The organism is Pseudomonas sp. PAMC 29040, from assembly GCF_003994535.1.
Lineage (GTDB): Bacteria > Pseudomonadota > Gammaproteobacteria > Pseudomonadales > Pseudomonadaceae > Aquipseudomonas > Aquipseudomonas paraversuta.
This window is the reverse complement of the sequence record NZ_RZAA01000005.1, coordinates 212,501-233,741: the sequence shown is the minus strand read 5'-3', so window position 1 is coordinate 233,741 and position 21,241 is coordinate 212,501. Positions and strand designations below refer to the sequence as shown.

The following is a 21,241-nucleotide window of genomic DNA, read 5'->3' as shown; positions in this document are numbered from 1 at the left end:
TCCAGATAGAGACGTCATGTTCAATCGAAACACCCTGACCCTCGGGGGCGCCGCCATGTGCGGCGCCCTGCTGCTGAGCGGCTGTGCCAATCACATGTCGCAACGCAGCGAACACGAGGAGCGCATCGAGCGCAAACTACTGGCCCACAGCCTGCAGATTGATGTCGGTTCACCTTCGGTGCTGGAGCTGCCGCAACGCCGTGTGCGCATCAACGAACAAAAGACTTTTGAAGTCACTGAGTTCGATGTCACCCGTCATTACGACCGCTACACGCCCTATCAGCCCTGGCGCGAGATCTATGAAGTGCCACTGGGTGCGGTGGCGATTGTCGCCGGGGTGGGCGCCAATGTGCTGAACGTGTTCATGTTTGGGCAACTGCCTGACAGCGTGACCAAAGACTGGATCAACTACGGTTTCGCCGGCGTGAACCCGGCGATGAACGTACAGTCCCACGGTCGCGCCGAGCAGAACCTGGCAGGGATCGAGGATGTTCAGCGCGACAAGCGCCTGGAGTATTCGAGCCTGCCATGGGCTGAGCGTCCGGTGGTGGTAAAAGCCGGCAAACAGACCCACGAACTCACCACCGACCGCAATGGCGTGTTGCGCCTCAACCTGCTGGACAGCCCTTTTGCCGAGCAGGACCTGAATCACATCGGCAAATTAACCATCATGGTTGAGGATGCCCAGGACGAGACCCACTCGGACTCGACCCTGTCGATCAGCAGTGGCCTGCGCGGAAAGCTGCTGGAAGCGCACAACTTGATCTACGACGACCTTGAGGGTGACGACGTCAACCAATGGGTGCATCGGGTCAAGCGCCTGTCGGAACTGGGTCTGGAAGAAGAAGCCAGCGAACTGGAACAAAGCCTGATCGAACTCACCCGTAACGATCCCGAGTTACAACGTGAATTCCTTCAATCCTTGACCAAAAATGCCGGTCGGCTGGTGGCTGATCCCGGGATCAGCTAACGCCTGAACAGCTCCAGCTGTTCAAACCCGTTGTTCAAGTCCTGCAAACGCACACCAAGCCCGAGCAATCGAACGGGCTTGGAACCGCGTGCAAATGCCTGACTCAATAAATCCTGGTAACTCTCAAGATCAAGCCCCGCACCGGACTGCTCCAGTGTGGTCTGGGTGAAATCGTGAAATTTCACTTTAACGAACGGCTTGCCGGGACGATAACTGCTGTCGATGCGGGCAATGCGTCCATTAAGGGTCGCGAGCAGCTCGGGGAGTTTGCTTAGACAGCTGGCCAGATCAGGCAAATCCGTATCGTAGGTATTTTCAACACTGACCGACTGACGTCGGCTGTCGCTCTGCACCAGACGCTCATCTATCCCGCGTGCCAAACCCCACAATCGCTCACCGAAACTACCGAATTCACGCACCAGCGCCAGCTTGTTCCAGTCCCGCAATTGCAGGCAGGTTTCAATCCCCAGCCGTCCAAGCTTGTCGGCCGTGACTTTGCCCACCCCATGCAGCTTATTGACCGGCAACGCCGAGACAAAATCCTCGACCTGATCCGGAGTGATCACGAATAGTCCGTTGGGTTTCTTCCAGTCACTGGCGATCTTGGCCAGGAATTTATTGGGCGCCACACCGGCAGACACGGTGATGTGCAACTGGTTGGACACACGGCGCCGGATATCCTGGGCGATACGCGTAGCGCTGCCGGCAAAATGCGGACTGTCAGACACATCCAGATAGGCCTCATCCAGCGACAGCGGCTCAATCAGCTCGGTGTAATCACGCAGGATGCCGTGTATCTCTCTGGAGGCTTCTTTATAGGCATCCATCCTGCCATTGACGATGACCAGATCCGGACACAATTTCAGTGCATGTCTGGACGCCATCGCCGAACGCACGCCAAAAGCCCGCGCTTCATAGTTACAGGTAGAAATAACCCCACGATGGTCAGCCGAGCCCCCGACTGCCATGGGCTTGTTCGCCAGACTCGGATCATCACGCATTTCAATAGCGGCGTAGAAACAGTCACAGTCGACATGGATGATTTTGCGCTGGGTCATGTAGGGCGGTGTTCTTTATAGGGTAGGCAATACAGAAGATCAGTATGTCACCGGGAACTGTATATAGCACCAGTAGTGTGGATTCTCCCCGACAGGCGTGGGAAATACCGCTCATGAATTTGTTTTTCTAATCGAATTACACCCTCTAATAGAGCTGGACCCCATACGCTACCTGCCCTGTAGCCGTTTTTATAACCCGCACTTTTATCTAAGCGATTGAACCAGAACACTTTTTTCTAAATTAAGGTTTGACAGCCCAGCGTATCGCTGTAGAATCCACCCCACAGACGCGGGATGGAGCAGTCTGGTAGCTCGTCGGGCTCATAACCCGAAGGTCGTCGGTTCAAATCCGGCTCCCGCAACCAAACATCGAAAAAGGCTACTCGAAAGAGTGGCCTTTTTTGTGCGCGCCTGTTTTATGACCCGCCGCACAAAGAGCGATCTGCTCGCAACAACCTCTCCCCTTGTACAGCGCAACAATCTTGAAGACCGGGGAGCTCTCCTGCAGGATCGAGCCGACCAGGATCAGGCCGTCGCCTGAAAACCAGCTGCATTGATCTTATTTAGTGCATTTTCGCATTAAAGGTTGACTCCCCACCGCATCACTGTAGAGTGCGCTCCACAGACGCGGGATGGAGCAGTCTGGTAGCTCGTCGGGCTCATAACCCGAAGGTCGTCGGTTCAAATCCGGCTCCCGCAACCAAACATAAAAAGGCTGCTCGAAAGAGTGGCCTTTTTTGTGCCCGGGTGTTTTTGCTCCCCCTCCCCGACCGGAGGAGCAGGATTAAATCCGGACATTTCAATCGCTTACGAGATTCAGGGGTTGACAGCCCGGCGATTCGCTGTAGAATCCACCCCACAGACGCGGGATGGAGCAGTCTGGTAGCTCGTCGGGCTCATAACCCGAAGGTCGTCGGTTCAAATCCGGCTCCCGCAACCAAACATCAAAAAAGGCTACTCGAAAGAGTGGCCTTTTTTGTGCGTGCTCGAAAAGTCTGCAATAGACGACCAGCGAAAAATAAACATCATATTTCTGAAAATCCGTTCGACTATGCTGTGGGCCGGCAATTACCTTTTTTTCAAACGCCAAACCTGAACCTCAGACAAACAACTGGCAATATTTTGAAAAACTTTAACCAAAAGGATTGGTAACTTGAGTTTATGCCCCCATCCTGTCGCGCACGATCCACGAGGTGATTGATGCCCGATAACTCGCCAGAACTTAAAGAAGCCGTTACAGCAGCCCACCCGATTGCCGCAACTCGTTTGCGCTGGCTGGATTTGTTGAGCAAATACCGTCAACCCATTGGCCTTGCACTCACTTTACTGTTGTTTGCGATTGCGCTGATCGCGTGCCGGCATCTGCTCAGCGAGCTTGATCTATATGCCCTGCAAGACTCAATTCTGGAAGTCCCCAAGCCCGCCCTCCTCGGCGCCCTGGCTGCGACGGCCGCAGGATTCGTGATTTTGCTCGGCTACGAGTGGTCCGCCAGTCGTTATGCAGGGGTCAAGCTACCCCCCAAAACCCTGGCTCTGGGGGGCTTTACCGCCTTTGCCATTGGCAACGCCATCGGCCTGTCACTGTTGTCCGGCGGCTCTGTGCGTTATCGCCTGTATGCACGACATGGTGTTGGCGCCTCTGAAGTCGCCCATATGACGCTGTTTGCCAGCCTGTCCCTGGGCTGCGCACTACCGCCCCTGGCGGCGCTGGCAACCCTGAGCAACCTGCCTGCGGCCTCCGCCGCCTTGCATATTCCCGCCTATCTATTGGGGGCGATCGCTTTTGCGGTTCTGGCGTTATTCGGTTTGTTGGCGCTGGGTATTTATCGACGTCGCCTGCCCGAGCAGCCGATCCCCGACAACCTGCTGGTAAAGGCCGGACGCCGCACGCTGCGTCTGCCAAGCCCGCGCCTGACCCTGTTGCAGCTGGTCATTACGGCACTGGATGTCGCCGCTGCGGCCACAGTCCTGTATTTATTGCTGCCTGAAGCACCGCCTTTTGGTCCATTCCTGCTGGTTTATCTGCTGGCGCTGGCTGCCGGCGTACTCAGCCATGTGCCGGGCGGCGTCGGAGTCTTTGAAGCCATCTTGCTTGCCGCCTTTGCCAACCAGCTGGGTGCCGCCCCCCTGGCTGCGGCCCTGCTGCTGTATCGCATGATCTATGTGATCATGCCGCTGCTGGTCGCATGCCTGATGCTGCTGATCAACGAAGCCCAACGACTGATTCATACCCGCCAAAGCCTGCGGGTGGCCTCAGGCCTCGCGGCACCGGTCCTGGCTGTGCTGGTGTTTATGTCCGGGGTGGTTTTGCTGTTCTCGGGCGCCACTCCCGAGATCGACACCCGCCTGGAACACATCGGCTTCCTGATCCCCCATCGCCTGATTGACGCCTCGCACTTCGGCGCCAGCCTGATCGGGGTTCTGTGCCTGCTACTGGCCCAGGGCCTGCGCCGGCGCTTGTCGGCAGCCTGGATGCTGACCACCATTTTGCTGCTGGTGGGCGCCGTGCTTTCCCTGCTCAAAGGCTTTGACTGGGAGGAAGCCTCCATTCTGGTTCTCACCGCCAGCCTGCTGGGACTGTTTCGCCGCTCGTTCTACCGCCCGAGCCGCCTGACCGAACTACCCTTTTCGCCACTGTATCTGGTGGCCAGCATTTGCGTCCTGGGTGCCTCTATCTGGCTGCTGCTGTTCGCCTATCAAGACGTTCCTTATAGCCATCAGCTGTGGTGGCAGTTCACCCTTGATTCTGACGCCCCGCGGGGCCTGCGCTCACTGATGGGCGCGGCAGTGCTGCTGGTGATTGTTTCGCTGACCTGGCTGCTGCGCACCGCGCGCCCGGTAATCCACTTGCCGGACGCCGGGGAGCTGGAAAGGGCCGAGAAAATCCTCCTGGCCTCCGATCAGCCCGATGGCGGCCTGGCCCTGACCGGCGACAAGGCCCTGCTGTTCCATCCGGACGACAACGCCTTCCTGATGTACGCCCGCCGAGGCCGCAGCCTGGTGGCACTGTATGACCCTATCGGGCCTAACCAGCCCCGGGCCGAGCTGATCTGGCAGTTCCGTGACCTGTGCGATATCTACCACGCCCGGCCGGTGTTTTATCAAGTGCGTGCCGAGAACCTGCCGTTCTATATGGACATTGGCCTGACCGCGATCAAACTCGGCGAAGAAGCCCGGGTCGACTTGCACCGTTTTGATCTCGAAGCCAAAGGCAAAGAGATGAAAGACCTGCGCTACACCTGGAATCGCGGCACACGTGATGGCCTGTCACTGGAAATCCATGAGCCGGGAGAGGCGCCGATGGATGAGCTCAAGGTGATTTCCGATGCCTGGCTGACGGGCAAGAACGTGCGCGAAAAAGGCTTTTCCCTCGGAAGATTCAGCACCGAGTACATCAAGCACTTTCGCGTGGCCATTATCCGCTTTGAAGGCAAACCGGTGGCTTTCGCCAACCTGCTTGAGACCCACAGTCATGAACTGTCGAGCCTCGACCTGATGCGCGCCCACCCGGAGGCCCCAAAACTGACCATGGAATTCATGATGGTCGGCCTGATTCAACATTATAAAAAGCATGGATACGCACGTTTCAGCCTGGGAATGGTACCCCTGTCCGGTCTGCAACCGCGTCGCGGAGCGCCTTTGACCCAGCGTCTGGGGTCGATGTTGTTCCAGCGCGGCGAGCACCTGTACAACTTCCAGGGTTTGCGTCGCTTTAAAGACAAATTCCAGCCTGACTGGGAACCTCGTTATATGGCCGTGCCCGCAGGACTTGATCCGCTGGTGGCACTGGCTGATACCGCCGCCCTGATTGCAGGCGGCTTGACTGGATTGGTGAAACGTTAATGAAACATCGTTCCTGGCGGTTTTTATTGCTTACCTTGATAGTTCTGGTCGCGCTTGCAGCAGGCGGCTACTGGTTCTGGAGTCGTCCTGCCCCGGAACCGACGATAGAACACCTGAGCCAAACCGACGGCTCGACCCTGACCAAAGTGATACCCGGCCAGAAAGCCAGGGCCCGGATCGTAATAGCCACTCCGGTCGAAGAAGCACTGAGCGACACCCAGCTGATGGCCTTGAGCCGTGGCGGCAAAGCACAACTGGTGCAGGTGATCCTGCCCAAGGAAGATTGCACCCTGCAGCAACAGGCCCTGCAGAACGCACTGCAACAGCTTGACGGCCCTGCCACGCTGGTCAGTGGCATAGGTCCTGGCGCAACCCTGGCCTGGCGCTGGCTGGCCGGGCAAACCGATGACAAGGCACAAGCCGTGTCAGTCGGTTTCATGCTCGAACAACCCGGCTGCACCCTGCCCTTGCCCAAGTCGGCGGCACACGGCAATTGGCTGGTGGCCTGGAACGACAACCCTGACGACCCGAGCGCCGCCTTCGTACGCGATCAACCGAATGCTCAGACCAGCATCAGCGACTACGACATTCACTACCCCCAAGTACTCAGCAATGAGCTGCGCAAAATACTGGTGGGGGATGAAAACGGCGGGCTGAACATGCCTGTGGTCGAAGTACCGGCCGGCCAGCAAAACAGCACCGTGACCCTGTTCCTGTCCGGTGACGGCGGCTGGCGCGACCTGGACCGCGACGTGGCCGGCGAGATGGCGAAGATCGGCTACCCGGTGGTCGGCATCGACATGCTGCGCTACTACTGGCAGCACAAGACCCCGGAGCAAAGCGCTACCGATCTGACCGAGCTGATGCAGCACTATCGGCAAAAGTGGGGTACCCAGCGCTTTGTACTGGTCGGCTATTCATTTGGTGCCGACGTGTTGCCTGCCACCTTCAACCGCCTGCCTGAAGCCGAGCAAAAGCGCGTTGACGCCATCATCCTGCTGGCTTTTGCCCGTAGCGGCAGCTTTGAAATCCACGTCGACGGCTGGCTTGGCAAAGCCGGCGCAGAAGCCGATACCGGCGAAGAGATGTCCAGGCTGCCTGCCGCCAAAGTGGTGTGCATTTATGGCGCGGAAGAAGTCGATGAAAGCGGCTGCACTGCCAAGACCGCCGTCGGTGAAAGCATGAAGCTGCCAGGGGGCCATCACTTTGACGAGAACTACCCGGCTCTGGCCCAGCGCCTGGTAGACGTCATCAAGAAGCATCAGGCAACCGCACCGTAACCCCCCGCAACCCTGCAGCAGTCAGCAACAAAAAAGCCCCGGTTCTCACGAACCGGGGCTTTTTTTGGTCATCTCGACAGCGCTACATCTCGACCTGGGTTCCCAGCTCAATTACCCGGTTGACGGGCAGCCTGAAGAATCGCAGGTTGCCGTTGGCGTTCTTCAGCATGAAGGCAAACAGCGTCTCGCGCCAACGCGCCATGCCCACAATCTTGGAGGCAATCACCGTTTCCCGGCTCAGGAAGTAGGTGGTGCGCATAGGACTGAAATCCAGCTCGTCGAGATGGCACAGTTTCAACGCTTCAGGCACATCCGGCTCATCCATAAAGCCGAAGTGCAAGATCACCCGGAAGAAGCCGTCGCCATAGGAGTCCACCTCGAAACGCCTCTGGGCAGGCACCCGCGGCGAATCTTCGTTGACCACGGTCAGCAATACCACCTGCTCATGCAGCACCTGGTTGTGCAACAGGTTGTGCAGCAGCGCGTGGGGCACGGCATCTGGCCGGGCGGTCAGAAACACGGCCGTACCCTGTACCCGATGCGGCGGCTGCACCCGAATGCTGCTGATGAATAGCGGTAGCGGCAACGCGCTTTCATCAAGACGGTCGACCAATAGCTGTTTACCGCGCCGCCAGGTGGTCATCAGGATGAACAGCACAATCCCCGCCAGTACCGGGAATGCACCGCCCTGGACAATTTTCGGCACGTTGGCGGCAAAGAACAGGCCGTCCACCAGGAGAAAGCCGATCAACACCGGGACCGCCAGAACTGGCGGCCACTTCCACAGCAGCAGCATCACCGCCGATACCAGAATACTGGTGATCAGCATGGTCCCGGTCACGGCCACACCATAGGCCGAAGCCAGAGCGCCGGAGGACTCAAAGCCCAGCACCAGCAAAATAACCCCGACCATCAAGGACCAGTTCACTGCTCCGATATAAATCTGCCCCTGCTCGGCACTGGAGGTGTGCTGGATATGCATACGCGGTACATAACCCAGCTGAATGGCCTGATGGGTCAAGGAGAACGCACCGGAAATCACGGCCTGGGATGCAATCACGGTCGCCAGCGTAGCCAGGCCCACCAGCGGGATCAATGCCCAGCTGGGTGCCAACAGATAGAAAGGGTTGCGGGCCGCCTCCGGGTTTTCCAGCAACAAAGCCCCCTGGCCGAAGTAGTTCAGCACCAGCGCCGGCAATACCAGAATGAACCAGGCCCGGGCAATCGGCTTGCGCCCGAAGTGCCCCATGTCGGCATACAGCGCTTCGGCCCCCGTCAAAGCCAGCACCACGGCGCCCAGAATGGCAACGCCCATGCCCGGGTGAGTGACAAAGAAACGTACACCCCACACCGGGTTCAGCGCGTTCAGCACTTCAGGATGCTGCAAGATGCCGTGTATCCCGAGTCCGCCCAGCACCACAAACCACAGCACCATGATCGGGCCAAACAGCTTGCCCAGCATGGCGGTACCCCGGCGCTGGATCAAAAACAGCGCAATCAGGATGACCAGGGACAGGGGCACCACCCAGCGCTCCAGCCCGGTGAACGCCAGCTCAAGCCCTTCGACGGCAGACAGTACCGAGATCGCCGGAGTGATCATGCTGTCGCCGTAAAACAGCGAAGCCCCGATCAACCCCAGAATGACCAGCACCGAGCGCAGCCTGGGATAAGGCGCAGCAGCCCGTCGCGCCAACGCGGTAAGGGCCATGATCCCGCCCTCGCCCTCGTTGTCGGCCCGCAGGATAAACAGAACGTACTTGATCGACACGACCCAGATCAGCGACCACAGGATCAACGCCAAAATGCCGAACACGCCATCGTGGCTGACCTGTACTCCGTAGCCGCCCGAAAACACCTCTTTAAGGGTGTACAGCGGACTGGTGCCGATATCGCCGTACACCACGCCAACTGCAGCAACCAGCATCCCGATGGGCTTTACCTTTGCGTGACCGTCTTCTGCAGCCTGACTACTTACCTGCCCCATCAACCACTCCTACGATCACGGACCGTGCTTCTTAATGGTTTGCGCCACTTTTGATCAGCAGCATGCGCTGATTTTCCGACTCACATTGACGAAATTACGCTGTTTAAAAACCCTATTTTCGCAACGGCGCGCAGCATAGCGCAGCACTCGTCGTAAATCCCTGTATAACGCTGGTCAACTGCGTTGACCATAGCTAAAATTGCGCACTTTTTTTGATCAGAGGCGCATCAAGCGCCCGTTCGTCGTGCAGCCTTTACGGGCATGTAACGTCACTACATACCGAGGTTCGCCATGTCCACCGTTACCACGCCAGCCGCCCCCAAGGTCGGCTTCGTCTCCCTGGGTTGCCCCAAAGCCCTGGTCGACTCCGAACGCATCCTCACGCAGCTGCGTATGGAAGGCTACGATGTCGTCTCTACCTACCAGGACGCCGATGTCGTGGTGGTCAACACCTGCGGTTTCATCGACAGCGCCAAGGCTGAATCACTGGAAGTGATTGGTGAAGCCATCAAGGAAAACGGCAAGGTTATCGTGACCGGCTGCATGGGCGTGGAAGAAAGCGCCATCCGCAATGTTCACCCGAGCGTGCTGGCCGTCACCGGCCCGCAGCAGTACGAGCAAGTGGTCAACGCCGTGCACGACGCCGTGCCGCCCAACCTGAACCACAACCCGCTGATCGACCTGGTGCCGCCTCAAGGTGTCAAACTGACGCCGCGTCACTACGCGTACCTGAAGATATCCGAAGGATGCAACCACAGCTGCAGCTTCTGCATCATCCCGTCGATGCGCGGCAAACTGGTCAGCCGCCCGGTAGGCGACGTCCTCGACGAAGCCCAGCGCCTGGTCAAGGCCGGCGTCAAAGAGCTGCTGGTGATTTCCCAGGACACCAGCGCCTATGGCGTAGACGTGAAATACCGTACCGGTTTCTGGAACGGCGCGCCGGTCAAGACCCGCATGACCGAACTCTGCGAAGCACTGAGCTCGCTGGGTGTCTGGGTACGCCTGCACTACGTTTACCCGTACCCGCACGTTGACGAGCTGATTCCGCTGATGGCCGCCGGCAAGATCCTGCCGTACCTGGACATCCCGTTCCAGCACGCCAGCCCGAAAGTGCTCAAGGCCATGAAGCGCCCGGCATTTGAAGACAAGACCCTGGCCCGCATCAAGAACTGGCGCGTCATCTGCCCGGACCTGATCATCCGCTCGACCTTCATTGTCGGCTTCCCGGGCGAGACCGAAGAGGACTTCCAGTACCTGCTCGACTGGCTGACAGAAGCACAACTGGATCGCGTAGGCTGCTTCCAGTACTCCCCTGTGGAAGGTGCTCCGGCCAATTTGCTGGACGCGGCCATCGTGCCGGATGACATCAAGCAGGACCGCTGGGACCGCTTCATGGCCCACCAGCAGGCCATCAGCGCGGCCCGCCTGCAGATGAAAATCGGTAAGGAAATCGAAGTCCTGATTGACGAAGTAGACGAGCAAGGCGCTGTTGGCCGTTGCTTCTTCGACGCTCCGGAAATCGACGGCAACGTATTTATCGCCACCGAAAAAGACATCAAGCCCGGCGACAAGATCATGTGCCGTGTGACCGATGCTGACGAGTATGACTTGTGGGCTGAAGTCATCTAAACAGCGACCGCGTCTCAAAAAGCCCTGCCGCCCTGGCGTCAGGGCTTTTTTTACGGCTATCGTAAACCTGTCGCTTCCATCGTCAGGAGACATGCACGATGCAACAGAAATGGGCTATCCATACACCCCGCCTTACGGACTTCGAAGAATTGACCGACGTGTGGGAAGCCTCGGTTCGCGCCACCCATGACTTTTTGCCCGACAGTTATATTCAACAACTGCGCCAACTGGTCAAAGACCAGTATCTGGACGCCGTGATGCTGATCTGCTGCAAGGATCCTGTCAGCAAACGCATCAGCGGTTTTGCCGGAGTAGCTGCGGGCAAGGTTGAAATGCTCTTCATCCACCCGCACTTCCGGGGCCAGGGCATTGGCAAGTGCCTGCTCAAATTCGCCATCGACGAACTGAATGCACAGGCACTGGACGTCAATCAGCAAAACCCGCAAGCCATCGGCTTTTACCTCAAGCAGGGCTTTGAGGTGGTCGGGCGCAGCGAAAAAGACGGCATGGGCCAGCCTTATCCGCTACTGCACCTGCGGTATAAGCGCCCAACACGCGCATAAGGCAAATGTTGCCGGGCTTAACCGGCGCCAGGCGGGTACAATAGCCGCCCAATTCCTTTACGGCCCCTGTCATGTCTGAACCGATACGTCTCTCCAAACGCCTCATCGAACTCGTCGGCTGCTCCCGCCGTGAGGCCGAACTGTTCATTGAAGGTGGCTGGGTCACGGTAGATGGCGAAGTCATCGACGAGCCGCAATTCAAGGTCGACAACCAAAAAGTCGAGCTGGACCCGCAAGCCAAGGCCACGGCCCCCGAGCCTGTGACCATTTTGCTGAACGCTCCGCCAGGCCTTGATACTGACAGCGCCATGGCCCTGATCGGCCCCGAGTCACTGAGCGAAGAGCACCGCTACGGCAAGCGTCCGCTCAAGGGCCACTTTCTGCGCCTGAGCGTTGGCAACGAACTCCAGGCCAACGCCAGCGGCCTGCTGGTGTTTACCCAGGACTGGAAAATCGTCCGCAAGCTGACCGCCGACGCCAACAAAATCGAGCAGGAATACGTGGTCGAAGTCTCTGGCGAGATGGCTCCCCACGGTTTGAACCGGCTCAATCACGGCATGACCTACAAAGGTCGCGAGCTGCCTGCGGTTAAAGCCAGCTGGCAGAGTGAAAACCGCCTACGCTTTGCAATGAAAAACCCTCAACCGGGCGTTATTGCACTGTTCTGTCAGGCTGTAGGCCTTACCGTCATTTCCATGCGCCGAATTCGCATTGGCGGGGTCTCGATGGGCAAGCTGCCTACAGGCCAATGGCGCTACATGACGACCAAAGAAAAGTTCTAAATAGCGCACCGCCCCGAACATTTCGACACCGCAGCAACGCCTGCGGTGCTCACTGCTGAATATCAGGATTGACCAAATGATTCATAACGACGTACTGCGCAGCGTGCGCTACATGCTCGACATCAGCGACAACAAGGTCGTGGAAATCATCAAACTGGGTGGCCTGGACGTCACTAAAGAAGACGTCCTGACCTACCTGAAAAAAGACGAAGAAGAAGGTTTTGTGCGCTGCCCTGACGAAGTGATGGCGCACTTCCTTGATGGTCTGGTGATTTTCAAGCGCGGCAAGGATGACAGCCGTCCAGCGGTCAAGATTGAAGTGCCGGTGACCAACAACGTGATCCTGAAAAAACTGCGCGTCGCTTTTGAACTCAAGGAAGACGACATGCACGCCATCCTCAAGGCTTCGGAGTTTCCAGTCTCCAAGCCCGAGCTGAGCGCCCTGTTCCGTAAATTCGGCCACACCAACTACCGCACCTGTGGCGACCAGTTGCTGCGCAACTTCCTCAAGGGTCTGACCCTGCGCATTCGCGGCTGATACTCGGCCTTCAGGCGCCATAAATCCTGTAGGAACTGGCTTGCCTGCGATGCAGACAACCCGATTGTTCTGGATAACCGCAGTGATGCGATCGCGAGCAAGCTCGCTCCTACAGAGGCATGACTTTTGACCTACAGCGTCTCCCCGATCGGTTTTGTGCGCTCTTGCTTCAAAGAGAAATTCGCCATTCCGCGCCAGCCGCAACTGGCCCCGGCCGCCCGTGGCGTGCTGGAGCTGGTCGCGCCCTTCGATCAAGGCGATGCCGTGCAGGGCCTGGAGCAGGTCAGCCATGTCTGGCTGCTGTTTGTGTTCCATCAGGCACTGGAAGACAAACCCCGGCTCAAGGTGCGTCCGCCGCGCCTGGGGGGCAACAAGTCGCTGGGGGTGTTTGCCACCCGCGCCACCCATCGCCCCAATGGCATAGGCCAGTCCGTGGTGAAGCTGGACAGGGTTGAAGCCGGTCGGCTGTTTATCTCGGGAATTGACCTGCTGGACGGGACGCCTATTCTCGACATCAAACCGTACGTGCCCTACGCCGATATCATCGATAGTGCCAGCAACAGCATGGCCAGCGCCGCGCCGGTGCTGATTCCCGTGCACTGGACTGACTCTGCCCTGCAACAGGCACACAGCCAGGCCCTGCGCCTGCAAGAGCCGCTGGTGGAGCTGATTGAACAATGCCTGGCCCAGGACCCACGCCCGGCCTACCAGATTCCTGCTCCAGAGCGCGAATACGGTGCCCGCATTTGGGATCTGGACGTACGCTGGCATTACCCGCAGCCGGATGTGATACGTGTGCTGGAAGTGATCCCGAAGCAATAGCCGCAAACAAAATGTGGGAGTCTGGCAAGCCAGCTCCCACATTTTTCAATCGGCGACGCTTACTTCTCGACGAAGGCGCGCTCGATCAGGTAGTCACCCGGCTCGCGCATACGCGGCGAAACTTTCAGCCCGAAGCTGTTGAGCACTTCGCTGGTTTCATCAAGCATGCTCGGGCTGCCGCACAACATGGCGCGGTCGTCCTGCGGGTTGATCGGTGGCAAACCAATATCGCTGAACAGCTTGCCGCTGCGCATCAGATCGGTCAGGCGGCCTTCGTTTTCGAATGGCTCACGGGTCACGGTCGGGTAGTAGATCAACTTGTCACGCAGCGCTTCGCCGAAGAACTCGTTCTGTGGCAAGTGCTCGGTGATGAACTCGCGATAAGCAACTTCGTTGACGTAACGGACACCGTGGCACAGGATCACTTTTTCGAAACGCTCGTAGGTTTCCGGATCCTGGATGACGCTCATGAATGGCGCCAGGCCCGTACCGGTGCTCAGCAGATACAAATGCTTGCCCGGCTTCAAATCGTCAAGCACCAGGGTGCCTGTCGGTTTTTTGCTGATGATGATCTCGTCGCCTTCCTTCAAGTGCTGCAACTGGGAAGTCAGCGGGCCATCCGGCACCTTGATGCTGAAGAACTCCAGATGCTCTTCCCAGTTCGGGCTGGCAATCGAATAGGCACGCATAAGCGGACGGCCATTGGGCTGTTGCAGGCCGATCATCACGAACTGACCGTTCTCAAAGCGCAGGCCCGGGTCGCGGGTGCACTTGAAGCTGAACAGGGTGTCGTTCCAGTGATGAACACTGAGGACACGTTCGTGGTTCATGTTGCTCATGTACGGGGCTCCTAAATTCGCCAGCGCTGACTATGGGCGCGATTGCATAACATTCTAATGGCGACGACAATATCTGTTAACTGAATTATTAAGATAAGGGTTATCGGTTATATCGATATGCGATTTACTCTCAGACAACTCCAGGTATTCGTTGCCGTCGCCCAACAGGAGAGCGTGTCTCGCGCTGCCGGCTTGTTGGCCCTATCTCAATCTGCTGCCAGTACTTCAATCACCGAACTCGAGCGCCAGACCAGCTGCCAGTTGTTCGATCGCGCAGGCAAACGCTTAAGCCTAAACGCGCTGGGCCGCCAACTGCTGCCACAGGCAGTCGCCCTGCTGGATCAGGCCAAGGAAATCGAAGACCTGCTCAACGGCAAGTCCGGCTTTGGGTCATTGACCGTGGGCGCGACCCTGACCATTGGCAATTACCTGGCCACCTTGCTGATCGGCAGCTTCATGCAGGCTCACCCGGAAAGCCAGGTGAAACTGATTGTGCAAAACACTGCGCATATCGTGCAGCAAGTTGCGCATTATGAAATTGATCTGGGTCTGATTGAAGGCGATTGCAGCCACCCCGACATCGAAGTCCAGAGTTGGGTTGAAGATGAACTGGTGGTGTTTTGCGCCCCACAACATCCACTGGCTGCGCGCGGCCATGCCTCCCTGCAAGAGCTGGCCCATGAAGCCTGGATTCTGCGCGAACAAGGCTCCGGCACCCGTCTGACATTTGATCAGGCGATGCGCCATCACCAAAGCACGCTCAATATCCGTCTCGAACTGGAACATACCGAAGCAATCAAACGCGCCGTGGAGTCAGGCCTGGGGATAGGCTGCATCTCTCGCCTGGCATTACGTGACGCCTTTCGACGCGGCAGTCTGGTCGCTGTAGAGACCCCCGACCTGGATCTGGCCCGGCAGTTCTTCTTTATCTGGCACAAGAAGAAGTATCAGACCTCGGCCATGCGCGAATTTCTGGAACTGTGCCGCGCTTTCACCGCGGGGGTGCAGCGCAGCGACGAGATCGTATTGCCGACAATCGCTTAAAGCAGAATCACTGCCCACACCACGGCAATCATGGTCAGCACCACAAACTGGGCGGCGCTGCCCATGTCCTTGGCGTTTTTGGACAGCGGGTGCAGATCGAGCGAGATGCGGTCGATGGCCGCTTCGATCGCCGAGTTCAGCAATTCAACGATCAGTGCCAGCAGGCATACCGCGATCAACAAGGCGCGCTCTACCCGGCTGACATTCAGAAAGAAGCTCAGCGGGATCAACACGACATTGAGCAGTACCAACTGGCGAAAAGCGGCTTCACCGGTAAAGGCCGCGCGCAAACCGTCCAGCGAGTAGCCGCCGGCATTCAAAATCCGTTTAAATCCGGTTTTACCTTTAAAAGGCGACATAGAGAGGCAACTGCGTAAAAAATGAGAGGGGAACGCTAGTTCACGCTTTGTCAAAAAAACGTGAAGAGCGGCAAGTTTAATGGCTCGAAATTGATTCAAGTTGCTGCAAGAGTAACGCGGCCTGGGTCCGGGTACGAACCCCCAGTTTACGGAAAATGGCGGTTACGTGCGCCTTGATGGTCGCTTCGGAAACACTCAGCTCATAGGCGATCTGCTTGTTCAGCAGACCCTCGCAGACCATGGTCAGCACCCGGAACTGCTGGGGCGTGAGACTGGCAAGGCCCTCACTCGCAGCCTTGGCCTCGGCTGACACCTGTACATCCTCAAACGCCTGGGGCGGCCAGCACACATCGCCATCCAGCACAGCCCGTACCGACTTCTGAATGTCTTCCAGCGAGCTGGACTTGGGGATAAAGCCACTGGCTCCAAACTCACGGGAGCGCACCATGATCGAGGCTTCCTCCTGGGCTGAAACCATCACCACCGGAATTTGCGGGTACTGGCCACGCAGCAATACCAGCCCGGAAAAACCATAGGCGCCGGGCATGTTCAAGTCGAGCAGTACCAGATCCCAATCGGCCTTTACTGCCAGCTGTGTTTCAAGCTCGGCAATACTGGCGACTTCAACCAGACGAACATCAGAACCCAGCCCCATAGTCACGGCTTGATGCAAGGCACTGCGAAACAGTGGATGGTCGTCGGCTATCAGGATTTCGTATGTGGCCATTTTTTAAATGATCCTGTTTTTCAGGCGAGCCCTGATGTATTCCAGTACTCGCTAAGGCAATTCGAGCAACAGCGCAAATACTGTGCATCAAAGGGCGCGATTTACGCTAAACGTCGGAAAATATGGGCGCTTTAGCAGCAGTTGCAGCCGAATCGGCGCCAAGCATGCCCAGCACGACTGGGGTGGTCAAGTTGAAAACTTGAGGTCCCGATCCAAACTGAAGCCATCACGACGCTATCATCCTCACCCTCTCGGGCACTCAACTGCATTTGCGCGAAAATTGTAGCGCTACTTCTTTAGTCTATTGAGACCGATTCCTGGGAAGGTCTTTTACAAAAAGTACCCAGTTCCAGATGCGCCGCGCTGGACTCATTCATCGGCAGTTGATTCCGGGCATCCAGATAATGCTGGCTGAAGACATCGAAATACGCGTCCAGCGCCGTGGATGCGTCGCTATCGCCCGCAAGATCGAGGCACAAACTGGCCACTTCGGCGGTACACAGGTGCTCACTGCGGGTGGATCTGCGCAAACGGTAGCGTGAGAGTTTTTCCGGCAGCAGGCTTAAAATAGGCAAGGCATCGAAGTACGGACTCTTGCGAAATATCTTGCGCGCTTCAGTCCAGGTAGCGTCGAGCAAGATAAACAGCGGGCGCTTGCTGCTGTCGATATCCACCGTGTGGGTCACACGTCCTGGCTCGACATATTCTCCGGGGAATACCAGATAGGGTTGCCACTGCGGATCAGACAACAAAGCGAGCAACGCCTCATCGGTCTCGGTTCGCGACCAGATAAAGGCGAAGTTGTCACTCACCACATCAGCGATCAGCCAGCCTGTATTGCTGGGCTTGAACACTTCCTTTTTGGTCATGATCAGGCACACACCCGAGCGCGCGTTAACCCTGGGCCGCCAACTGCACAGGCAATGGCTTTCTATCACGCGACAGGTATGGCAACGCGGTGCCCGTGACCCCCGCGACAAATAGGGTTTGGTGCTCTCCTCTTCACGCTCGTCTCGTAAACGGGCCACTGCATTAGGGGAAAAGGTCATCTGGGTCATGGTTTTTTACTTAAGGCGCCAACCGCTTATTCGCCATGAGTGGCGCACAAGCAGATAAACAATAGAAAGGCGCGAAGTCTAACAGAGGCAGAGCGCCGGCACTCGCCCCCATGACCTTTGGCATTTCCTGTCAGCTCATGCTGGCCTTATACTCCTGCGCCACTGAACGCACAGATCTATGACGGGTCAAACCCTGCGTCACGTCAATCAGGAGAGATTCATGTTGCGCACCATTATTCCAGCCGTAGCTCTATTGCTTGCACTGCCATTGGGCGCACAAGCGGCCTCTCTTGCAGAATTCAATCTGAATAAAAACCTGCAGCAGGTGGCTGAAAAAAGTAATGAAGGAAAGCCGCGCGCAATCAATGCCGACCTTCTGGATAAAGGTTTTACCGTCGATGGCACGGTATTGATCAATAATCTGGAAGCCAGCCCGACCCTGGCTGCACAAATGCGTTCCGCCCCGGAAGCCGCAGTGCCACAACTGGGCCGCAGCGTGTGCAGCAACCCGAACTTCCGCAAACTGATGGCCAAGGGCGCCACAATGCGCTTCGCTATCACGGAATATAAAACCGGCAAGTCGGTCTTGGTCCAGGACATCGGCGCTGACAATTGCCAGCGGAAAAACTGATTTTCTCTTCATTGCGTCAACACGCCGTAACTCCATACGGCGTGTGAACCCTGCCTCCTCCCCCTTGCACTGCAGCGACCATTCTTCATGCACATCAGGCAATTAGCTATTGCCAGTCAGGATGCGGCAAGACCATGATCAAGCCATCAGCTGGACACTAAGTGTCTGCGCGCCAGCCCCGTTTGCGGCGCCATCCTGGATGTTGTACACAAGGAGAAGTACATGCCTGATCAACCCAATGAGCCACTCGCGCTTCTCGAAAGCCAGGGCCTGGACCTTGCGCGACAGGTCGATGAACAATTGCAGCAGATTGCGTCAAATAGCCCTAATCGCCCGCTTTATCGCGAGATGATCCTGACCATATTGCGCATGGCCCACGACGACTTTGATCGCTGGAATGCCAAGATAACCCTGCAAGCCATTCGCGAACTCGAAAAAACCTTCCGCGTGCTGGAGCAGTTCAAGGGCCAGCGTAAAGTGACAGTCTTCGGCTCGGCTCGCACACCCGTTGAGCACCCGCTGTATGCACTGGCCCGCCAGGTGGGCGCAACCCTGGCAAAGTCAGATTTCATGGTGATTACCGGAGGCGGCGCCGGCATCATGGCGGCGGCCCATGAAGGCGCAGGGCTGGAACACAGCCTGGGCTTCAATATCACCCTGCCGTTTGAGCAACGGGCCAACCCCACCATCAACGGCACGGCCAACCTGCTGGCATTTCACTTCTTCTTTACCCGCAAGCTGTTTTTCATAAAAGAAGCAGATGCGCTGGTCATGTGCCCGGGCGGCTTTGGCACCCTGGATGAAGTGTTGGAAGTACTGACATTGATGCAAACCGGCAAAACGCCCCTGGTACCCGTGGTGTTACTGGATATGCCCGGTGGAACATTCTGGCAAAGCGCCCTGGACTTCATTCGCAATCAACTGGAGGCCCACCAGTACATTCTGCCCAATGATTTGAAGTTGATGCGCCTGGTCCATACAGCCGAGGAGGCCGTGGCCGAGATCAATCAGTTCTACAGCAACTTCCATTCAAGTCGCTGGTTGACCAAAGACTTTGTGATACGCATGAAGCGCCCCGTGAGCATTTCGGCTCTGCAACATATACAGCAGACATTTGCCGATATCTGCCTGAGCGGCAGTTACGTGCAACAGGGCTATGAAGGCTTTGAACATGAAGATCCCAAGTTCAGCCACCTCACCTGCCTGAGCTTTGCATTTAGTGGCCGTAATCAAGGGCGACTGCGAGAGTTGATCGATTTTATCAACCTGCCGCAGAACTGGGCTGAAGTAGATAATGGACCCGGGCCAGTACTGAGTGAGTCAGTAACTCGGTAAAAGGTAAGCGTTCGTCAAACACTTCAAACGTCCTGCAGGAACAGAGTTTGCTCTGCGAGCTGATCCGAGTGTTTCAACTCAGGATCAGCTCGCAGAGCAAACTCGCTCCTGCAACAAGTTCGCGCCGACAAGTAGCACCCTTGTGCCCGGAATGCAGCAGAAGGCTATATGACAGAGCAACACTGAGTGCTATCAGTCATCGAACTCTCGGCCACTTAGCAGACGGCCGATCATTTCAAGCGGATAACCCCGGTAACTCAAGAAGCGCCCCTGGCGAGCACGCTCTTTTGCATCGTCCGGCATCTGCCCGGAAAACTTGCGCCGCCAGGTATCTTCCAGCTTTTCTTGCCAGTTGAAGCCGCATTCGCGCAACGCTTCCTCGACATCCCCACGGGGCAAGCCACGCTGGTTAAGCTCTTCGCGAATACGCAAAGGGCCATAACCAGAACCGGCACGGTAGGAAATATAACTTTCGAGGTAACGCGACTCCGATAACAGCCCCTCTTCCGTTAAACGGTCGAGGGCGATATCGATCATGTCGGGGCAAGCGCCTCGCTGACGCAGCTTGCGCGTCAGCTCGACTCGACCGTGCTCACGTCGCGCGAGCAGGTCCATTGCAGTTCGTCGTACCGCGACGAGGTTATCCAGAACAGCCGTCATGGTGTCTATCAGTTATCGCTGTCGGTAGCGTTTTCCATTTCTTCGGCTTCAGCCAGCGCTGCAGCTTCTTTGGCAGCCTTCTTCATCTTTGGCATGCTCTTCATTTCTGCAAGCTCACTATCGGTCTTTGGACCCAGCAGTTTTTCACGCAGCTGCTTCTCAAGGGTATCCTTGATATCAGGATTATCTTCCAGGAACTTGGCGGAGTTGGCCTTGCCCTGGCCGATCTTGCTGCCGTTATAGCTGTACCAGGCGCCCGCTTTCTCGACGAAGCCGTGCAAAACGCCCAGGTCGATCATCTCGCCATTGAGGTAGATGCCCTTGCCGTAAAGAATCTGGAACTCAGCCTGACGGAATGGCGGGGCAACCTTGTTCTTGACCACTTTGACACGGGTTTCGCTACCGACAACCACGTCGCCTTCTTTCACCGCGCCGGTGCGGCGGATATCCAGACGAACCGAAGCGTAGAACTTCAGCGCGTTACCACCCGTGGTGGTTTCCGGGCTACCGAACATCACGCCGATTTTCATCCGGATCTGGTTGATGAAGATCACCAGGCAGTTTGCGTTCTTGATGTTACCGGTGATTTTACGCAGCGCTTGCGACATCAGACGGGCTTGCAGGCCGACGTGCATGTCACCCATGTCGCCTTCAATTTCAGCTTTGGGCGTCAGTGCAGCAACGGAGTCGATAATGATCACGTCTACTGCATTGGAACGCACCAGCATGTCGGTGATTTCCAGAGCCTGCTCACCGGTGTCTGGCTGGGAGACCAGCAGGTCATCAACGTTCACACCCAGCTTGGCTGCGTATTCAGGATCAAGAGCGTGCTCGGCATCAACGAAGGCGCAAGTTGCACCGGCTTTTTGCGCCTGGGCAATCACCGACAGGGTGAGCGTGGTTTTACCCGAAGACTCTGGACCGTAGATTTCAACAATACGGCCTTTAGGCAGACCGCCAATGCCCAGTGCAATGTCCAGACCCAGCGAACCGGTAGAGATCGCCGGAACTGCCTGGCGTTCCTGATCGCCCATGAGCATCACGGCGCCCTTGCCGAATTGACGTTCGATCTGACCCAAGGCCGCAGCCAAGGCTTTCTTCTTGTTGTCGTCCATTAAA

At 57.2% G+C, this 21,241-nt stretch carries 19 protein-coding genes and 3 tRNA genes; 14 read left to right on the top strand and 8 right to left on the bottom strand.

The genetic code is table 11. The annotated features are described in order from the left end of the window. Positions 1–16: 16 nt before the first annotated feature. Entirely contained in the window at positions 17–970 is a 954-nt protein-coding gene (locus WG29040_RS11065) for a hypothetical protein (protein ID WP_003442999.1), read from the top strand. Here the strand turns inward: WG29040_RS11065 and dinB are convergent. After that, positions 967–2,028 carry a DNA polymerase IV gene (gene dinB, locus WG29040_RS11060; RefSeq protein WP_003443002.1) on the bottom strand — a complete coding sequence of 354 codons (1,062 nt, stop codon included), beginning with the start codon at positions 2,026–2,028 and terminating at the stop codon, positions 967–969. The genes WG29040_RS11065 and dinB overlap by 4 nt on opposite strands. A 288-nt stretch (positions 2,029–2,316) precedes the next feature. Here dinB and WG29040_RS11055 point away from each other — a divergent pair. The 5 genes from WG29040_RS11055 (at position 2,317) to WG29040_RS11035 (ending at position 7,151) form a co-directional block, all read left to right on the top strand. Next, positions 2,317–2,393 (top strand) — tRNA-Met (locus WG29040_RS11055). 261 nt (positions 2,394–2,654) lie between these two features. Next, positions 2,655–2,731, top strand: a tRNA-Met gene (locus tag WG29040_RS11050). 160 nt (positions 2,732–2,891) lie between these two features. Beyond that, positions 2,892–2,968, top strand: a tRNA-Met gene (locus WG29040_RS11045). A gap of 260 nt (positions 2,969–3,228) precedes the next feature. Next, complete coding sequence (gene mprF / locus WG29040_RS11040) at positions 3,229–5,871, top strand: bifunctional lysylphosphatidylglycerol flippase/synthetase MprF (RefSeq protein WP_127196143.1); 2,643 nt, start codon at positions 3,229–3,231, stop codon at positions 5,869–5,871. Then, entirely contained in the window at positions 5,871–7,151 is a 1,281-nt protein-coding gene (locus WG29040_RS11035; RefSeq protein ID WP_127196142.1) for a virulence factor family protein, read from the top strand. The genes mprF and WG29040_RS11035 overlap by 1 nt, the downstream gene beginning before the upstream one ends. 82 nt (positions 7,152–7,233) lie before the next feature. Here WG29040_RS11035 and WG29040_RS11030 read toward each other — a convergent pair whose 3' ends face one another. Continuing rightward, on the bottom strand, positions 7,234–9,135 hold the full coding sequence (locus WG29040_RS11030) for a potassium transporter Kup (protein ID WP_127196141.1): 1,902 nt from the start codon (positions 9,133–9,135) through the stop codon (positions 7,234–7,236). A 291-nt stretch (positions 9,136–9,426) separates the two neighbouring features. On the opposite strand from WG29040_RS11030, the gene rimO reads away from it, so the two are divergent. The 5 genes from rimO (at position 9,427) to tsaA (ending at position 13,469) form a co-directional block, all read left to right on the top strand. Continuing rightward, on the top strand, positions 9,427–10,764 hold the full coding sequence (gene rimO / locus WG29040_RS11025; protein ID WP_003443009.1) for a 30S ribosomal protein S12 methylthiotransferase RimO: 1,338 nt from the start codon (positions 9,427–9,429) through the stop codon (positions 10,762–10,764). Between the two features lie 98 nt (positions 10,765–10,862). Next, on the top strand, positions 10,863–11,327 hold the full coding sequence (locus WG29040_RS11020; protein WP_010655688.1) for a GNAT family N-acetyltransferase: 465 nt from the start codon (positions 10,863–10,865) through the stop codon (positions 11,325–11,327). A gap of 71 nt (positions 11,328–11,398) precedes the next feature. Beyond that, on the top strand, positions 11,399–12,109 hold the full coding sequence (locus tag WG29040_RS11015; protein WP_003443011.1) for an rRNA pseudouridine synthase: 711 nt from the start codon (positions 11,399–11,401) through the stop codon (positions 12,107–12,109). Positions 12,110–12,185: 76 nt separating this feature from the next. Further along, positions 12,186–12,647, top strand: coding sequence for a DUF1456 family protein (locus WG29040_RS11010; RefSeq protein ID WP_003443012.1), 462 nt, complete (start codon positions 12,186–12,188; stop codon positions 12,645–12,647). Between the two features lie 126 nt (positions 12,648–12,773). After that, a complete protein-coding gene (tsaA, locus tag WG29040_RS11005) occupies positions 12,774–13,469 on the top strand; it encodes a tRNA (N6-threonylcarbamoyladenosine(37)-N6)-methyltransferase TrmO (protein ID WP_127196140.1) in 696 nt (231 codons plus the stop codon). 59 nt (positions 13,470–13,528) lie between these two features. Here tsaA and fpr read toward each other — a convergent pair whose 3' ends face one another. Next, positions 13,529–14,308 (bottom strand): ferredoxin-NADP reductase, encoded by a 780-nt coding sequence (gene fpr / locus WG29040_RS11000; RefSeq protein WP_003443014.1) that lies wholly within the window; start codon positions 14,306–14,308, stop codon positions 13,529–13,531. A 117-nt stretch (positions 14,309–14,425) separates the two neighbouring features. Here fpr and WG29040_RS10995 point away from each other — a divergent pair, with 117 nt between their 5' ends. Then, positions 14,426–15,352, top strand: coding sequence for a LysR family transcriptional regulator (locus tag WG29040_RS10995; RefSeq protein ID WP_003443015.1), 927 nt, complete (start codon positions 14,426–14,428; stop codon positions 15,350–15,352). On the opposite strand, the gene WG29040_RS10990 is transcribed toward WG29040_RS10995, so the two are convergent. The 3 genes from WG29040_RS10990 to WG29040_RS10980 all read right to left on the bottom strand — a co-directional run bounded on the left by WG29040_RS10990 (position 15,349) and on the right by WG29040_RS10980 (position 17,487). Then, on the bottom strand, positions 15,349–15,711 hold the full coding sequence (locus WG29040_RS10990; RefSeq protein ID WP_003443016.1) for a diacylglycerol kinase: 363 nt from the start codon (positions 15,709–15,711) through the stop codon (positions 15,349–15,351). The genes WG29040_RS10995 and WG29040_RS10990 overlap by 4 nt on opposite strands. A 76-nt stretch (positions 15,712–15,787) precedes the next feature. Next, positions 15,788–16,438: a response regulator transcription factor ErdR gene (gene erdR / locus WG29040_RS10985; RefSeq protein WP_003443017.1), complete on the bottom strand. Its 651-nt coding sequence runs from the start codon at positions 16,436–16,438 to the stop codon at positions 15,788–15,790. A gap of 296 nt (positions 16,439–16,734) precedes the next feature. Continuing rightward, the gene (locus tag WG29040_RS10980) at positions 16,735–17,487 is read right to left on the bottom strand and encodes a tRNA-uridine aminocarboxypropyltransferase (RefSeq protein WP_029612271.1); all 753 of its coding nucleotides are present in this window, start codon (positions 17,485–17,487) and stop codon (positions 16,735–16,737) included. A gap of 229 nt (positions 17,488–17,716) precedes the next feature. Here WG29040_RS10980 and WG29040_RS10975 point away from each other — a divergent pair, with 229 nt between their 5' ends. Together WG29040_RS10975 and WG29040_RS10970 are read left to right on the top strand one after the other, a co-directional pair. After that, entirely contained in the window at positions 17,717–18,127 is a 411-nt protein-coding gene (locus WG29040_RS10975; protein ID WP_003443021.1) for a PA3611 family quorum-sensing-regulated virulence factor, read from the top strand. Between the two features lie 222 nt (positions 18,128–18,349). Further along, entirely contained in the window at positions 18,350–19,462 is a 1,113-nt protein-coding gene (locus WG29040_RS10970) for a TIGR00730 family Rossman fold protein (protein ID WP_003443023.1), read from the top strand. Positions 19,463–19,654: 192 nt separating this feature from the next. Here WG29040_RS10970 and recX read toward each other — a convergent pair whose 3' ends face one another. Together recX and recA are read right to left on the bottom strand one after the other, a co-directional pair. Further along, positions 19,655–20,122: a recombination regulator RecX gene (gene recX / locus WG29040_RS10965; RefSeq protein WP_003443026.1), complete on the bottom strand. Its 468-nt coding sequence runs from the start codon at positions 20,120–20,122 to the stop codon at positions 19,655–19,657. Between the two features lie 8 nt (positions 20,123–20,130). Continuing rightward, the gene (gene recA, locus WG29040_RS10960) at positions 20,131–21,237 is read right to left on the bottom strand and encodes a recombinase RecA (RefSeq protein ID WP_010655684.1); all 1,107 of its coding nucleotides are present in this window, start codon (positions 21,235–21,237) and stop codon (positions 20,131–20,133) included. Positions 21,238–21,241 lie beyond the last annotated feature (4 nt).

Bases quoted from the DNA above. Each gene is read 5' to 3' on its own strand.
- WG29040_RS11065 (WP_003442999.1), top strand. From the start codon at position 17: ATGTTCAATCGAAACACCCTGACCCTCGGGGGCGCCGCCATGTGCGGC.
- dinB (WP_003443002.1), bottom strand. From the start codon at position 2,028: ATGACCCAGCGCAAAATCATCCATGTCGACTGTGACTGTTTCTACGCC.
- mprF (WP_127196143.1), top strand. From the start codon at position 3,229: ATGCCCGATAACTCGCCAGAACTTAAAGAAGCCGTTACAGCAGCCCAC.
- WG29040_RS11035 (WP_127196142.1), top strand. From the start codon at position 5,871: ATGAAACATCGTTCCTGGCGGTTTTTATTGCTTACCTTGATAGTTCTG.
- WG29040_RS11030 (WP_127196141.1), bottom strand. From the start codon at position 9,135: ATGGGGCAGGTAAGTAGTCAGGCTGCAGAAGACGGTCACGCAAAGGTA.
- rimO (WP_003443009.1), top strand. From the start codon at position 9,427: ATGTCCACCGTTACCACGCCAGCCGCCCCCAAGGTCGGCTTCGTCTCC.
- WG29040_RS11020 (WP_010655688.1), top strand. From the start codon at position 10,863: ATGCAACAGAAATGGGCTATCCATACACCCCGCCTTACGGACTTCGAA.
- WG29040_RS11015 (WP_003443011.1), top strand. From the start codon at position 11,399: ATGTCTGAACCGATACGTCTCTCCAAACGCCTCATCGAACTCGTCGGC.
- WG29040_RS11010 (WP_003443012.1), top strand. From the start codon at position 12,186: ATGATTCATAACGACGTACTGCGCAGCGTGCGCTACATGCTCGACATC.
- fpr (WP_003443014.1), bottom strand. From the start codon at position 14,308: ATGAGCAACATGAACCACGAACGTGTCCTCAGTGTTCATCACTGGAAC.
- WG29040_RS10995 (WP_003443015.1), top strand. From the start codon at position 14,426: ATGCGATTTACTCTCAGACAACTCCAGGTATTCGTTGCCGTCGCCCAA.
- WG29040_RS10990 (WP_003443016.1), bottom strand. From the start codon at position 15,711: ATGTCGCCTTTTAAAGGTAAAACCGGATTTAAACGGATTTTGAATGCC.
- erdR (WP_003443017.1), bottom strand. From the start codon at position 16,438: ATGGCCACATACGAAATCCTGATAGCCGACGACCATCCACTGTTTCGC.
- WG29040_RS10980 (WP_029612271.1), bottom strand. From the start codon at position 17,487: ATGACCTTTTCCCCTAATGCAGTGGCCCGTTTACGAGACGAGCGTGAA.
- WG29040_RS10975 (WP_003443021.1), top strand. From the start codon at position 17,717: ATGTTGCGCACCATTATTCCAGCCGTAGCTCTATTGCTTGCACTGCCA.
- WG29040_RS10970 (WP_003443023.1), top strand. From the start codon at position 18,350: ATGCCTGATCAACCCAATGAGCCACTCGCGCTTCTCGAAAGCCAGGGC.
- recX (WP_003443026.1), bottom strand. From the start codon at position 20,122: ATGACGGCTGTTCTGGATAACCTCGTCGCGGTACGACGAACTGCAATG.
- recA (WP_010655684.1), bottom strand. From the start codon at position 21,237: ATGGACGACAACAAGAAGAAAGCCTTGGCTGCGGCCTTGGGTCAGATC.